The sequence below is a fragment of the Nonomuraea sp. NPDC050540 genome (assembly GCF_044457485.1).
In the GTDB taxonomy this organism is placed as follows: domain Bacteria; phylum Actinomycetota; class Actinomycetes; order Streptosporangiales; family Streptosporangiaceae; genus Nonomuraea.
Window position 1 is genome coordinate 531,727 of the sequence record NZ_JBITHA010000003.1, and the last position, 14,048, is coordinate 545,774.

Consider the following 14,048-nt stretch of genomic DNA (forward strand, 5'->3'; position numbering starts at 1 on the left):
CTATGCGTCCCACGACCAGCCCGCCGCGCCCGCTGACCGGCCTGGCCACCATGCTCGACGCCGATTCCGGCACGGCGCGTTCGCCGCATGCCGCGATCACCGGCGTCACCATCGACTCCCGCCAGGTGCGGCGCGGAGACCTCTACGTCGCGCTTCCCGGCAGCCACGCCCACGGGGCGAGCTTCGCCGCCGAGGCCATGGCCCGCGGCGCGGTCGCCGTCCTCACCGATCCGGCCGGCCGCGACGCCGCGGTCGCGACCGGGTTGCCGGTGCTGGTCGTGCCGGAACCTCGCGGCCTGCTCGGGCAGCTCTCCTCCTGGGTGTACGGCCAGCCGTCCCACGACCTGTCGGTCATCGGCGTGACCGGCACGAGCGGCAAGTCCACGACCACGTTCCTGCTGGAGGCCGGGCTGCGCGCCGCGGGCCACACGACGGGCCTGATCGGCGGCGTGGAGATCCGGGCGGGCGAGGTGCGCTTCGAGTCGCGGCTGACCACGCCGGAGGCCTCGGAGCTGCACGGGCTGTTCGCCTTCATGCGCGAGCAGGGCGTCTCCTCGGCGGTGATGGAGGTCTCCAGCCACGCGCTGGCGCTGGGCCGCATCGACGGCATCTTCTACGACGTGGCCCTGTTCACGAACCTGTCGCAGGACCATCTCGACTTCCACCGCGACCTGGACGACTACTTCGCCACCAAGGTCAGGCTGTTCCAGCCGGAGCTGAGCCGGGCCGGCGTGACGAACCTGGACGACCCCCACGGGCGCGAGCTCCTGACGGTGGCCAAGATCCCGATGACGACGTTCTCACCCACGGGTGACCCGGAGGCCGACTGGCGGGCGCTCGACGTACGGCTGGGCGCCGACGGCAGCTCCTTCCGCGTCGTGGGCCCCGGCGGCGTCGAGGCCGACGCCCAGGTGGCGCTGCCGGGCTCGTTCAACGTCGCCAACGCGCTGGGCGCGATCGTGACGCTCGTGGAGGCGGGCGTGCCGCTCCAGGCCGCGGTGCACGGCGTGGGCACGCTGAAGGGCGTTCCCGGCCGCATGGAGCGGGTGACGACGTCCGAGGACGACTTCCAGGCCGTGGTCGACTACTCCCACAAGCCCGGTGCCGTCGAGTCGGTGCTCCATTCGCTGCGCCAGGTGACTTCTGGCAGGCTCACCATCGTGCTCGGCTGCGGCGGCGACCGCGATAGGGGCAAAAGGCCCATGATGGGAGAAGCTGCGGCGCGCCTCGCGGATGTGGCCATTTTCACCAGCGACAATCCACGCACAGAGGATCCTCTCCATATTCTTGCCGCGATGATGGAGGGGGCGCTCGGCGTTCCCCAGCATGAGCGCGCTCATGTGATCATTGAGCCCGACCGCGCGGCGGCGATCGACCTGGCAGTGCGCCGGGCCGGGCGCGGCGACGTGATCGTCGTGGCGGGCAAGGGCCACGAGCAGGGCCAGTACGTCTCAGGCGAAGTGATCCCCTTCGACGACCGCGAGGTGGTCGCCGAAGCGATCCACAGGAAGGTTTACCAATGATCCCGTTGCCACTGGCCAGGATCGCCGAGCTCACCTCGGGCGCTCTGTCGGGCATGGCCGACCCTCGGGCCGTGGTGCGCGGCCCCGTCGTGATCGACTCGCGGCAGGTCGAGCCGGGATCGTTGTTCGCCGCCTTCCGGGGCGCCAACGTCGACGGGCACGAGTACGCCGTCCAGGCGGTGCGCGCGGGCGCGGTGGCCGTGCTGGCCAGCCGTCCGGTCGAGGCGCCCACGGTGATCGTCCCCGACGTGGCCGCGGCTCTGGCGGCCCTGGCCACCGCGGTGGCCGGCTCGCTGCCGCAGGCGACCGTGCTCGGTGTGACCGGCTCGGCCGGCAAGACCACCACCAAGGACCTGCTGGCCCGCCTGACCGGCCGCATCGGGCCCACGATCGCGCCGGTCGGCTCGTTCAACAACGAGATCGGCCACCCGCTGACCGTCCTGAAGGCCGACCTCGACACCCGCTTCCTGGTGCTGGAGCTGAGCGCCCGCGACGCCGGGCACATCGCCCACCTGGCCGCCATCGCGCCGCCCAGCATCGGCGTGGTGCTCAACGTCGGCACCGCCCACCTCGGCGTCTTCGGCGGCAAGGACGCCATCGCCAAGGCCAAGGGCGAACTCGTCGAGGCGCTGCCCGCCACCGGCGTGGCCGTGCTCAACTCCGACGACCCGCTGGTGCGCGACATGGCCGGGCGCACCGACGCCCGCGTCACGTTCTTCGGCCGCGGCGAGGAAGCCGCCATCCGCGCCGAGGAGGTGACCGTCGACGAGCGTGGCCGCGCCTCCTTCCGGCTGCGCACGCCGTCCGGCGTCGCCTACGTGCGGCTGCGGCTGTACGGCGGGCACGCCGTCGACAACGCGCTGGCCGCGGCGGCGGCGGGCTACGAGCTCGGGCTGCCGGTGGCCACGATCGCCGAGGAACTGTCGGAGGCCGAGCCCCGCAGCCGCTGGCGCATGGAGGTCACCGACCGCCACGACGGCGTGACCGTGATCAACGACGCCTACAACGCCAACCCCGACTCCATGCGGGCCGCCTTCGAGGCGCTCGGCGTGGTCGGCGGCGGGCGGCGCCGCTTCGCCGTCATCGCCGCGCTGCGCGAGCTCGGCGAGGACAGCGCCACGCTCAACGAGGAACTGGGCCGCCTGGCGGGAAGCGCCGGCCTGGCCGGGCTGATCGTGGCTGGGCCCGACGCCGGGCCGGTGCTGGAGGGCGCGTTCGCCGCCTCCAGCCAGGTGGCGGCGGTCCAGGGGGCGCCGCCACCGGGCGCGCCGCCGGCGGGGCCGTACCCACAGCAGGGCACGCGGATCGTGCACGTGGCCGATGCGGAGGCGGCGGCGCAGGAGCTCGCTTCGTGGCTGTTGCCCGGTGACGCGGTGCTGGTCAAGGGCCCGCGGGCGATGGGGCTCGAACGCACGGCCGAGCGTGTACTCGGGAGTGCGCGGTGACCAACATCATCATCGCCGGCGCGGTGGGATTGATCCTGTCGATGCTCGGCACCCCCCTCGCCATCCGCCTGTTCGCCAGGCGGGGCTACGGACAGGAGGTCCGCGAGGACGGCGTCCAGGCGCACCTGAGCAAGAAGGGCACGCCCACGATGGGCGGCGTGGTGTTCGTGCTGGCCTCCCTGCTGGCCTACGGCGCCTCGCACCTGGTCACGTTCGAGTCGCCGACGATCTCGGGCCTGCTGGTGCTGTTCCTGATGACCGGGCTCGGCGCGGTCGGCTTCCTCGACGACTTCATCAAGATCTACAAGCAGCGCAGCCTCGGCCTGCGCTCGGGCGCCAAGGCGCTGGGCCAGCTGATCGTCGGCGCCGTCTTCGCGGTGCTGGTGACCCAGCAGGCCAACGTGTACGGCATCACGCCCGCCGAGACCCGGCTGTCGTTCCTGCGGGACTTCGGGCCGTCGATCGGCCTGGTCGGGTTCACCATCTGGGTGCTCATCATGATCGTCGGGTTCTCCAACGCGGTGAACCTCACCGACGGCCTCGACGGCCTGGCCAGCGGCGCGACCGCCGTGGTGCTGGGCGCGTACGTGCTGATCGGCAACTGGCAGCTGCGCAACAACTGCATCGACCAGCTCGGGCCCAACTGCTACTGGGTGCGCGACCCGCTCGACCTGGCGGTGGTGGCGGCGGCGGTGCTGGGCTCGCTGATCGGGTTCCTGTGGTGGAACGCCCCGCCGGCCAAGATCTTCATGGGCGACACCGGGTCGCTGGCGCTGGGCGGCGTGCTGGCCGGGCTGGCGATCGCCACCCGCACCCAGCTCCTGCTGATCATCCTGGCCGGCCTCTGCGTGATCATCACGATGTCGGTGATCATCCAGGTCGGGTTCTTCAAGATGACCGGTAAACGGGTCTTCCGCATGGCGCCGCTGCAGCACCACTTCGAGCTGAAGGGCTGGGCGGAGACCACGATCGTGGTCCGCTTCTGGCTGATCGCCGGGTTGTGCGCGGCCGTGGGACTCGGCCTGTTCTACGTGGAGTGGATGCCGCGCCCATGACGTTGACGTGTGTCGCGGGGCTCGGAGTCTCCGGTACGGCCGCCGCCCGGGTGCTGGCCGAGCGGGGCGAGCGGGTCGTCGTCCTGGAGGCGGCCGAGGGGGAGCGCCAGCGGCTGGCCGCCGCCGAGCTGGCCCGCCTGGGCGTCGAGGTGCGCTTCGGCCCCATGGAACTGCCCGGGGAGGCCACCCGGCTGGTCACCACCGGCTGGGCGCCCCACCACCCGCTGATCGCCGCCGCGCTCGCGGCCGGCGTCGAGGTCGTGGGCGAGGTCGAGCTGGCCTGGCGGCTGCGCCCGGAGCGGGCGGCCCCCTGGCTGGCCCTGACCGGCACCAACGGCAAGACCACCGCCGTGCGCATGCTCACCTCGATGCTGCTGGCGGCGGGGGAGAAGGCGCTGGCCGTCGGGAACGTCGGCGTGCCGGTCGTGGAGGCCGTCGCCGAGCCGTACGACGTGCTGGCCGTGGAATTGTCCAGCTTCCAGCTGCACTGGTCGGGATCGCTGGCGCCCAAGGCGGCCGCGCTGCTCAACGTGGCCCCCGACCACCTCGACTGGCACGGCTCGCTGGAGGAGTACGCCGCCGCCAAGGCCAGGATCTTCGAGCGGGCGGCGACCGTGGTCTACAACGCCGACGACCCGATCGCGGCGGAGCTGGCGGCGCCGTACCCGGGCGCGGTGGGGTTCACGCTGCGGGTGCCGAGGGCGGGCGAGATCGGCGTGGTGGAGGACCTCATCGTCGACCGGGCCTTCTGCCCCGACCCCGTGCACGCCGCCGAGGAGCTCGCGAACCTGGCCGACGTGCACCCGTTCGCGCCGCACAACGTGGCCAACGCCCTGGCCGCCGCCGCTCTGGCCCGCGCGCACGGCGTACCGGCCGGGGCGGTACGGCAGGGCCTGCGGGACTTCGTGCCCGACCCGCACCGCGTGGCGTTCGTCGAGCGGGTCGCCGAGGTCGACTACGTGGACGACTCCAAGGCCACCAACCCGCACGCCGCCGCCGCGGCCCTGGCCGCCTACCCGTCGGTCGTCTGGGTGGCCGGCGGCCAGCTCAAGGGCGCCGACGTCGAGGACCTCGTCCGCAAGGCCGCGCCGAGGCTGCGCGGAGCCGTGCTGATCGGCGTGGACCGCGCCAGGATCGCCGAAGCGATGTCGCGACACGCGCCGAATGTCCCCGTGGTGGACATCGCCGACCAAGACACTGGGGTGATGGACCGCGTCGTCACCGAAGCCGCAGCGCTCGCCTCCCCCGGAGACACCGTGTTGCTGGCGCCCGCGGGCGCCTCGCTCGACATGTTCGCCAACTACCCGGCGCGGGGGGAGGCCTTCGCGCGAGCCGTACACGAGCACGGCCTGCGCCGGGAGCCGCGGACGTGAGCGCGACCACGGACGAGCGGCCCCGCAAGAGCGGCGCCGTCGAGGGGCCGTCGGTGTGGGCGCGCGAGCAGATGGGCGCGCTGCGCGAGCTGCTCGGCAAGCCGCTGACCACCTACTACCTGATCATCGGCTGCAGCGCGCTGCTGCTGATCCTCGGGCTCATGATGGTGCTGTCGGCCTCCAGCATCGAGGCGCTGAACAAGACCGGCAGCCCCTTCTCGTGGTTCATCAAGCAGTCGCTGTCGGCGGCGATCGGCGTGCCGGTCATGTACGTGTGCTCGCGGCTGCCGCACAAGTTCTTCCGCTGGGCGGGCTACCCGCTCATGGTGCTGTCGATCATCGCGCTGGTCATGGTGCTGTTCATCGGCTCCTCCGAGCTGGGCGCGCAGCGGTGGATCTACATCGGGCCGCTGACCGTCCAGCCGTCGGAGCCGGCCAAGCTCGGCCTGGCGCTGTGGGGCGCCGACATGCTGGCCCGCCGGGCGCGCGCCGGGCGGATCGAGTGGCGGCAGATGCTCATCCCGCTGATGCCGGGCACCGCGATCCTGGCCGTCATGGTCATGCTCGGGCGCGACCTCGGCACCACGCTCGTGCTCATGATGATCTTCCTGTCGCTGCTGTGGGTGGTGGGGGCGCCGCTGAAGTTGTTCGGCGGCATCCTCGGCGTGGCGGTGCTGGCCGCGGTCATCATGATCAAGGTCGAGCCGTACCGCATGGCCCGCATCGGCGCCTTCCTCGACCCGTGGGCCGAGGCGCAGGGCGCCGGGTACCAGGCCGTCCAGGGGCAGATCGCGATGGGCTCCGGCGGCTGGTTCGGGCTGGGGCTCGGGTCCAGCCGGCAGAAGTGGAGCTGGCTGCCGCACGGCGAGAGCGACTTCATCTTCGCCATCCTCGGCGAGGAGCTCGGCCTCATGGGCACGCTCGTCGTCGTCGCGCTGTTCGGCCTGCTCGGGTACGCCGGGCTGCGGGTGGCGGGACGGGTCAAGGACCCGTTCATCAGGCTCGCCGCCGCCGCGGTCGTGGCCTGGATCTGCGGCCAGGCCATCGTCAACATGGGCGCGGTGATCGGCGTGCTGCCGATCACCGGCATCCCGTTGCCGCTGGTCTCCTACGGCGGCTCGGCCCTGCTGCCGACGCTGGCCGCGCTCGGGATGCTCCTGTCGTTCGCCAAACAGGAACCCGGCGCGCGCGAGGCGCTGGCCGCTCGTGGCCCCGGACCGGCCGCTCGGGCTCTAAGCTGGCTTGGCCTGGGGGGAAGAACGAGCAGGGGCCGAGCGAGACGTTAGGGAGTGACCGATCATGAGGGTGGTCCTCGCCGGTGGCGGGACGGCCGGGCACATCGAGCCCGCTCTCGCCCTAGCGGACACGCTGCGCGGGCTGGACCCGGGCATCGGCATCACCTGCATGGGCACCGACCGCGGCCTGGAGACCCGGCTGGTGCCCGGCCGGGGGTATGAGCTGGAGCTCGTGCCCGCCGTACCCCTGCCCAGGGCGATCACCCCGCAGCTGCTGACCATGCCGGGCCGTCTGGCCGGAGCGGTCAACGCCGCGGCCGCGGTCCTCGACCGGGTGCGGGCCGACGTGCTCGTGGGCTTCGGCGGGTACGTGGCCACGCCCGCGTACCTGGCGGCCAAGCGGCGCGGCGTGCCCATCGTCGTGCACGAGGCGAACCCGCGCCCCGGCCTGGCCAACCGGCTGGGCGCCAAGCTCACCGACCACGTCTTCACCGGGCACCCCGACTGCGTGCTGGCCAAGGCCGAGTACATCGGCACGCCGCTGCGGCGCGAGATCGTCCAGCTCGACCGGCTGTCGATGGGCGACAAGGCGCGCTCCTGGTTCGGCCTGCAGACCGACCGGCCGACGCTGCTCGTCTTCGGCGGCTCCCAGGGCGCCCGCTCGATCAACCAGGCCGCACTGGCCGCCTCGCCGGCCCTGCGCTCGGCGGGGGTGCAGGTGCTGCACGTCGTCGGCCCCAAGAACACCGTCGAGCGCGAGCCTCCGCCGGGCGACCCGCAGTACGTGCTGCTGCCCTACCTCGACCGCATGGACCTCGCCTACGCCGCCGCCGACCTGGCCCTGTGCCGCAGCGGCGCGCTCACCTGCGCGGAGCTGACCGCGGTCGGCCTGCCCGCGGCGTACGTGCCGCTGCCCCACGGCAACGGCGAGCAGCGGATCAACGCCGAACGCATCGCCGGCGGCGGCGGGGGGCTGCTCATCGACGATGCCGATTTGTCACCTGATTGGATCATCCGGAACGTGCTGCCCATCCTGCGGGACCCCGAACGCGTCGCCGTCATGTCCGAGGCCGCGGTCAGACTGGGGCGCAAGGACGCGGACATCACGCTGGCCAGGAAAGTGTTGGAGATAGCCCAATGAGTCTCGTGAAGCTGGTCGATCCGGTCGCCGCCGAGGACCTGGGGAGGGTCCACTTCATCGGCATCGGCGGCGCCGGGATGTCGGGCATCGCCCGCATCCTGCTCAAGCGCGGCGTACGCGTGACCGGCAGCGACGCCCGCGGCTCCGACCTGGTGAACGAGCTGCGCGAGCTCGGCGCGACCGTGCACATCGGGCACGCCGCCTCTCATGTCAAGGACGCCGACACCGTCGTGGTCTCCACCGCCATCCGCGACTCCAACCCCGAGCTGGGGGAGGCGCTCAAGCGCGGGGTGCGGGTCATCCCGCGGGCCGCCGCGCTCGCCTCGGTGATGGCCGGGCGCACCGCCGTGGCCATCGCCGGCACCCACGGCAAGACCACCACGACCTCGATGCTGACCGTGGCGCTGCAGAAGAGCGGGGCCGACCCGTCCTACTGCGTGGGCGGGCAGCTGGTCACCACCGGGCTCGGCGCGGACGAGGGCAACGGCGACGTGTTCGTGGCCGAGGCCGACGAGAGCGACGGGTCGTTCCTGATGCTGGCGCCGGACATCGCGCTGGTGACGAACGTCGAGGCGGATCATCTCGACAACTACGGGGACCCGCGGGCCGTGTACGACAGCTTCAACCGCTTCGTGGAACGGGTCGGCTCGCTGCTGGTCATCTGCGCCGACGACCCGGGGTCGGCGGCGCTGGCCGAGGTGGCCGCCAGGCGCGGGCTGCGGGTCAGGACCTACGGCACCGAGTCCGACGACTACCGCGTCACCGGGGTGCGGCCCGACGGGTTCGGCACGCGCTTCACGATCGAGGGGCGCGGCGAGGTCAGGCTGGCCGTTCCCGGGGCGCACAACGCGCTCAACGCCACCGCGGTGGTGGCCGTGGCCGATGCCCTGGGCCTGCCGTTCGAGGAGATCAGGGACGGTCTGGCGGCCTTCACGGGGGCCAAGCGGCGCTTCGAGGCCAAGGGCGAGGCGGGCGGCGTGGCGGTCTTCGACAGCTACGCCCACCACCCCACCGAGCTGGCCGCCGACCTGCGGGCCGCCCGCGACGTGGTCGCCTCCTACTCGGGTGACGGCCGGGTCATCGCGGTCTTCCAGCCGCACCTGTACTCGCGTACCCGGTTCTTCGCCGACGAGTTCGGCGCGGCGCTCGGCCTGGCCGACCGCGCGATCGTCCTGGACGTCTACGGCGCCCGCGAGGATCCCGAGCCCGGGGTGTCCGGGGCCATGGTCGCCGAGCGGGTCGACCTGCCCGAATCCCACGTCGACTACGCGCCCGACAAGGCCGCCGTGCCCGCGCTGGTGGCGGACAAGGCGCGGCAGGGCGACATCGTCCTGACCATGGGCGCGGGCGACGTCACCGAGCTCGGGCCGCAGATCGTCGCGGAGCTGTCCACCCGGTGAGGGCACGGACCGCCTTCATCGGGCTGCTGACCGCCGGGGTCGTGGGCACGGCGGTATGGCTGGTTTTCTACTCACCTGTCCTCGGCGTGCGAAATGTCGAGATCGTGGGGAATCTCACAGTTCCCGCCGACCAGATCGAGCAGCAGGCCGCGATCGCAGCCCTGCACCCGCTGGCCACCGTCGACCTGGCCTCGGTCGAGAGCCGCGTGCTGGGCATCCGGCAGCTCGCGACCGTGAAGGCCGCGCGGGTGTGGCCGTCCACGCTGGAGATCACCGTCGCCGAACGCGAGCCGGTCGCCGTGCTGCCCGTGGGCGGGAAGGCGGCGCTCGTCGACAAGCAGGGCGTCGTGACCGAGATCCGCGCCGTCGGGCCGCCTGACCTGCCGGTGCTGCACATGGCCCGGCCCAGCCCGACCGACCCCGTGACGCTGGCGGCGCTCAAGGTCGTCAGCACCCTGCCGGACACGTTGTCGGGGAAGGTGAGGACGGTGCGGGCGTCGTCGGCCGAGGGGATCACGTTCGGTCTCAACGACGGGCGGACCGTGGTGTGGGGCGGCACCGACCGTGGCGAGGACAAGGCGGCCGTGCTGCTCTCCCTCCTGTCCCGCAAGGCGGACGTGTACGACGTCAGCTCGCCGGACGTGGTCACTCTCAAGTGATGCGTCCTCGTTGCGTCGTGCTTGTTCTCCGTTACGGCAAGCCGGGCTGACGCCACCCGCCGACGTGCCCTGGCGCAGGTCGGCGGGATCGCTTCTCACGTCGGACGTGGCCCCCGCCGTCACGGCCCCGGTCATGGGGCCGACGGCTTGCCAGGAGCTACCCTCCCGCCTGGCACCCGCCCTCCCGCCGCGCCGGCCGCCCCGGCGCACCCTTCCCCGCTCTCCGCCACTTGCCTTGCCTGTCTCGCCTGGTGGCGTCTTCCGGGTGGCCCGGAGCCCTTGCCTCGGTGGTGGCTGTGCGGTTCGCCGGATGGCCCTTGGCGGGTGTCCCCCGCGGGGGTGGCCCAAGGGGCTGCCCTGCCCCTTGATGAGGGGCGTGAGCTGGGGTGGGAGTGGGTTAACACATGTATTGCCCGGTGCGTGGTAGTTCCAGGGCAGGCCGCGGTGGCTTGGGGTGGTGAGGGTTTGGGAGGAGAATGGGTGGAGCCTGTCCGATCCGGGGGGTGGAGCGTGAGAGTCTGTATCCCGGACGGGAGCCCGGCCAGGCATGACACGGGAACGAATCGGACAGCCCGCGACACGCCGGACGTGCTTGCGGCGCGGTTAGTTGACCCGCCCGGAGCGTAACTCCTACTGTCCGTATCAATCCTCAGGTTGACATAAATCTAAATCTCAACCTGAGGTTGAGAGTTACCCGAAGTGAGAAATGGCGGAGAACAATCCGCACCGAAATGGCAAGTCAACGAGCGGAAAGGCCCCTCGTCGTGGCAGCACCGCAGAACTACCTCGCGGTCATCAAGGTCGTCGGCATCGGCGGCGGCGGAGTCAACGCCGTCAACCGGATGATCGAAGAGGGACTCAAGGGCGTCGAGTTCATCGCGATAAACACCGACGCCCAGGCGCTGCTGATGAGTGACGCCGACGTGAAACTGGACGTGGGCCGTGAGCTCACGCGCGGACTTGGCGCGGGCGCCAACCCCGATGTGGGGCGCAAGGCGGCCGAAGACCACCGTGAAGAGATCGAAGAGGTGCTCAAGGGCGCCGACATGGTCTTCGTCACGGCGGGCGAAGGCGGCGGCACCGGCACCGGTGGCGCGCCCGTGGTGGCCAACATCGCCAGGTCACTTGGCGCGCTGACGATAGGTGTGGTGACCAGGCCGTTCAGCTTCGAAGGGCGGCGCAGGGCCTCGCAGGCCGAAGCCGGCATCGAGACGCTGCGCGACGAGGTCGACACCCTGATCGTGATCCCGAACGACCGCCTGCTGTCGATCTCCGACCGCCAGGTCAGTGTTCTGGACGCCTTCAAGGCGGCCGACCAGGTGCTGCTGTCCGGTGTCCAGGGCATCACGGATCTGATCACCACGCCCGGTCTGATCAACCTGGACTTCGCAGATGTGAAATCCGTCATGTCCGGCGCCGGCTCGGCCCTCATGGGGATAGGGCATGCGCGCGGTGACGACCGTTCCGTGGCGGCGGCCGAGATGGCGGTATCCAGCCCGCTGCTCGAGGCGTCGATCGACGGCGCCCACGGGGTGCTGCTGTCCATCGCGGGCGGCTCCGACCTGGGCCTGTTCGAGATCAACGAGGCCGCTCAGCTGGTGTCCATGGCCGCCGCGCCGGACGCCAACATCATCTTCGGCACGGTCATCGACGACGCGCTCGGCGACGAGGTGCGGGTCACCGTCATCGCCGCCGGCTTCGACGAGGTGCCCAAGCTGCCTCCGGCCGCCGTACGGCCGGCCGCCTCGTCGGCCACCGCCGCCCAGGCCTCGGCCCCGGTGCGCCCGAGCGGCGTCCAGGCGCCGAGCGTGAAGGCCGAGCCGGTGGCGCCGCCGCGCGCGGAGCCCGCCCGTCCCGAGCCCGTACGCGCGGATTCGGTCCCCTACTCGCAGCTGCGCGCCGAGCCGATGCGCCCCGACCAGCGGCCCGAGCCCAGGCCCGAGCCCGTCCGCGCGGCCGAGCATCACACGCCGGAACCGGCGCCCGCGCAGTCCGCGCCCGCCGCCGCCCAGGTGGCACCCGCGGTGGAGCCGGTCGCGGAGGAGCCGCCCGCCCCGGTCTCCATCCCCCGCCCGGCCCCCGAGCCCCCGAACCCGCCGACACCGATCAACTCCCGGATGTCGGAGCCGGCCAAGCGCCGTCCGGTGGTCTTCGAGGAGCAGGAAGAGGAACTGGACGTCCCGGACTTCCTCAAGTAGCCGCAGCTTCACTGTGCGCCCGCGCCGCAACCGGCGCGGGCGCTCTGCTGTCCACCGCCCCGCCGGCCCACGGCGGGAGACGTCTTTGTGCCGGTTCCCGCCGGCCTGCGGCGAGGATGCTCTGCCGCCGGACCCGGTGACCCAGGGCGGGGATGCCCTGCTGCCGGGTTCCGCCCACATCCGGACCGGTGCTCTTCCGCCGGCGACATGCCGCCGTGGGCGCAGAGTGATCGAACTCACGTGCGAGGCCCCACCCTGCCCTGGAGTAGCGTTCTTACCGCAGGCCTCCTGGTGACGGCGGCCTGCCGTACAGGGAGAAAGGTGTGCAGTGACGCGCAAGGCGGAGATCGGCGAGCGGCTGGGCGAGGTGGAGGAGCGGATCGCGCGGGCGTGCCGCGCCGCCGGCAGGGACCGGGCGGAGGTGACGCTGATCGCGATCACCAAGACCTACCCCGCCGACGACGTGCGGATCCTCGCCGAGCTGGGTGTCCACGACGTCGGCGAGAACCGCGACCAGGAAGCCGCGGGCAAGGCCGCCGCATGCGCCGATCTGCCGTTGACCTGGCACTTCGTGGGGCAGTTGCAGACGAACAAGGTCAGGTCGGTGGTCGGGTACGCGGACGTGATCCACTCCGTCGACCGCGAGCGGCTGGCCAGGGCCATCTCGAAGGAGGCCGTCCGGGCGGGGCGTGAGGTGACGTGCCTGGTCCAGGTGGCGCTCGACGACGACCCGGAACGCGGCGGCGCGCTGCCCGCCGACGTGCCCGCGCTGGCCGACGTGATCGCGGCGGCCGACAGTCTGCGGCTGGGCGGGGTGATGGCGGTGGCGCCGCTGGGGGAGGATCCGGGCAAGGCGTTCGGCAGGCTGCGGGAGATCGCGCTCGCGCTTCAGTCGCGCCATCCGGGCGCGGCCATGGTGTCCGCGGGGATGAGTGGGGATTTGTCCGAGGCTGTCGCTCACGGCGCGACACACGTGCGGGTCGGTACGGCGTTGCTCGGTCGCCGCAAGCCCTTCGTCAGGTAATGTCCCCTCAAGTGGGTCTTAGTAGAGGTCGATCCGCGGTGAGCTCCAAGGGGGTACGGCTACCGCCTCGGGTCCCCGCCCGAGCGAGTGCGACCATGAGCAGGAGGACGACGTAGTATGGCCGGCGCGATGCGCAAGATGGCGGTCTACCTCGGTCTCGTGGAGGACGACCGTTACGAGAGGTACGAGGCCTACGCGGACTACGACCCTCCGTACGAGGAGGAGTCGCCGCGGACCGGTGAGGAGCGGGCCGTCACGGTCCAGGACCGCGACGACGAGACCGACCCCGGCGTACCCGCGCCGAGGCCCTCGACGACGGTTCTGGAGCGGCGTACCACCGACCTCGCGAGGATCACCACACTCCATCCGCGCACGTACAACGAGGCGCGTACGATCGGAGAGCACTTCCGGGACGGTACCCCGGTCATCATGAACTTGACTGAAATGGTTGACAGCGACGCCAAGCGGCTAGTGGATTTCGCGGCAGGTCTGGTCTTTGGCCTACATGGCAGCATTGAACGTGTTACCAACAAGGTGTTCCTGTTGTCCCCTGCCAATGTCGAGGTGACCGCCGAGGACAAGGCTCGAATCGCGGAACGCGGATTCTTCAACCAGAGTTAGAGTCTCTGTATGTCTATCGGACCCAACCTGGTCTCACCGAGACCGACGGGAGGGCTCATCAGAAGTGGAGGCGCGGCCACGCCGTGGGGATCGTAGGTCAGATCTTGGTGGTTGTCCTGTCCCTCTACCTGGTGTTGCTCATCGGAAGAATGATCTTTGAGACGGTGCAGGCGTTCGCCCGCCAGTGGCGGCCCTCCGGCGTCGTGCTGGTCCTCGCAGAGGCCACATACACCGCAACCGACCCACCTCTCAAGTTTCTCCGCCGTTTCATTCCTCCCCTCCGGTTGGGTACGGTGGCCTTTGACCTAAGCTTCACAGTCCTGTTCATCGTGGTGCTGATCCTGATCCAGATCGCTGGGTCACTCGCCAGGTGA

At 71.4% G+C, this 14,048-nt stretch carries 12 protein-coding genes; all 12 read left to right on the plus strand.

Annotation, left to right across the window (positions count from 1 at the left end; all coding sequences use genetic code 11):
• Positions 1–2: 2 nt before the first annotated feature.
• The 12 genes from ACIBI5_RS12800 to ACIBI5_RS12855 all read left to right on the plus strand — a co-directional run bounded on the left by ACIBI5_RS12800 (position 3) and on the right by ACIBI5_RS12855 (position 14,048).
• Entirely contained in the window at positions 3–1,523 is a 1,521-nt protein-coding gene (locus ACIBI5_RS12800) for a UDP-N-acetylmuramoyl-L-alanyl-D-glutamate--2,6-diaminopimelate ligase (RefSeq protein WP_397246164.1), read from the plus strand.
• Complete coding sequence (gene murF / locus ACIBI5_RS12805; protein WP_397246167.1) at positions 1,520–2,968, plus strand: UDP-N-acetylmuramoyl-tripeptide--D-alanyl-D-alanine ligase; 1,449 nt, start codon at positions 1,520–1,522, stop codon at positions 2,966–2,968. Before ACIBI5_RS12800 ends, murF begins: the two co-directional genes overlap by 4 nt.
• Positions 2,965–4,023 carry a phospho-N-acetylmuramoyl-pentapeptide-transferase gene (mraY, locus tag ACIBI5_RS12810; RefSeq protein WP_184960705.1) on the plus strand — a complete coding sequence of 353 codons (1,059 nt, stop codon included), beginning with the start codon at positions 2,965–2,967 and terminating at the stop codon, positions 4,021–4,023. Before murF ends, mraY begins: the two co-directional genes overlap by 4 nt.
• Positions 4,020–5,396, plus strand: coding sequence for a UDP-N-acetylmuramoyl-L-alanine--D-glutamate ligase (murD, locus tag ACIBI5_RS12815; RefSeq protein WP_397246170.1), 1,377 nt, complete (start codon positions 4,020–4,022; stop codon positions 5,394–5,396). Before mraY ends, murD begins: the two co-directional genes overlap by 4 nt.
• Positions 5,393–6,682, plus strand: a complete 1,290-nt coding sequence (gene ftsW / locus ACIBI5_RS12820; RefSeq protein WP_397101582.1) for a putative lipid II flippase FtsW — start codon at positions 5,393–5,395, stop codon at positions 6,680–6,682. The genes murD and ftsW overlap by 4 nt, the downstream gene beginning before the upstream one ends.
• Positions 6,683–6,695: 13 nt before the next feature.
• The gene (gene murG, locus ACIBI5_RS12825; protein ID WP_397246172.1) at positions 6,696–7,772 is read left to right on the plus strand and encodes an undecaprenyldiphospho-muramoylpentapeptide beta-N-acetylglucosaminyltransferase; all 1,077 of its coding nucleotides are present in this window, start codon (positions 6,696–6,698) and stop codon (positions 7,770–7,772) included.
• The gene (murC, locus tag ACIBI5_RS12830; RefSeq protein ID WP_397246175.1) at positions 7,769–9,172 is read left to right on the plus strand and encodes a UDP-N-acetylmuramate--L-alanine ligase; all 1,404 of its coding nucleotides are present in this window, start codon (positions 7,769–7,771) and stop codon (positions 9,170–9,172) included. The genes murG and murC overlap by 4 nt, the downstream gene beginning before the upstream one ends.
• A complete protein-coding gene (locus ACIBI5_RS12835) occupies positions 9,169–9,831 on the plus strand; it encodes a cell division protein FtsQ/DivIB (RefSeq protein WP_397246177.1) in 663 nt (220 codons plus the stop codon). The genes murC and ACIBI5_RS12835 overlap by 4 nt, the downstream gene beginning before the upstream one ends.
• Before the next feature lie 764 nt (positions 9,832–10,595).
• Entirely contained in the window at positions 10,596–12,029 is a 1,434-nt protein-coding gene (ftsZ, locus tag ACIBI5_RS12840; protein ID WP_397246179.1) for a cell division protein FtsZ, read from the plus strand.
• A 328-nt stretch (positions 12,030–12,357) separates the two neighbouring features.
• Positions 12,358–13,053, plus strand: a complete 696-nt coding sequence (locus tag ACIBI5_RS12845) for a YggS family pyridoxal phosphate-dependent enzyme (protein ID WP_397246182.1) — start codon at positions 12,358–12,360, stop codon at positions 13,051–13,053.
• Between the two features lie 117 nt (positions 13,054–13,170).
• Positions 13,171–13,674 (plus strand): cell division protein SepF, encoded by a 504-nt coding sequence (locus ACIBI5_RS12850; protein ID WP_397101592.1) that lies wholly within the window; start codon positions 13,171–13,173, stop codon positions 13,672–13,674.
• Between the two features lie 83 nt (positions 13,675–13,757).
• Entirely contained in the window at positions 13,758–14,048 is a 291-nt protein-coding gene (locus tag ACIBI5_RS12855) for a YggT family protein (protein ID WP_184960716.1), read from the plus strand.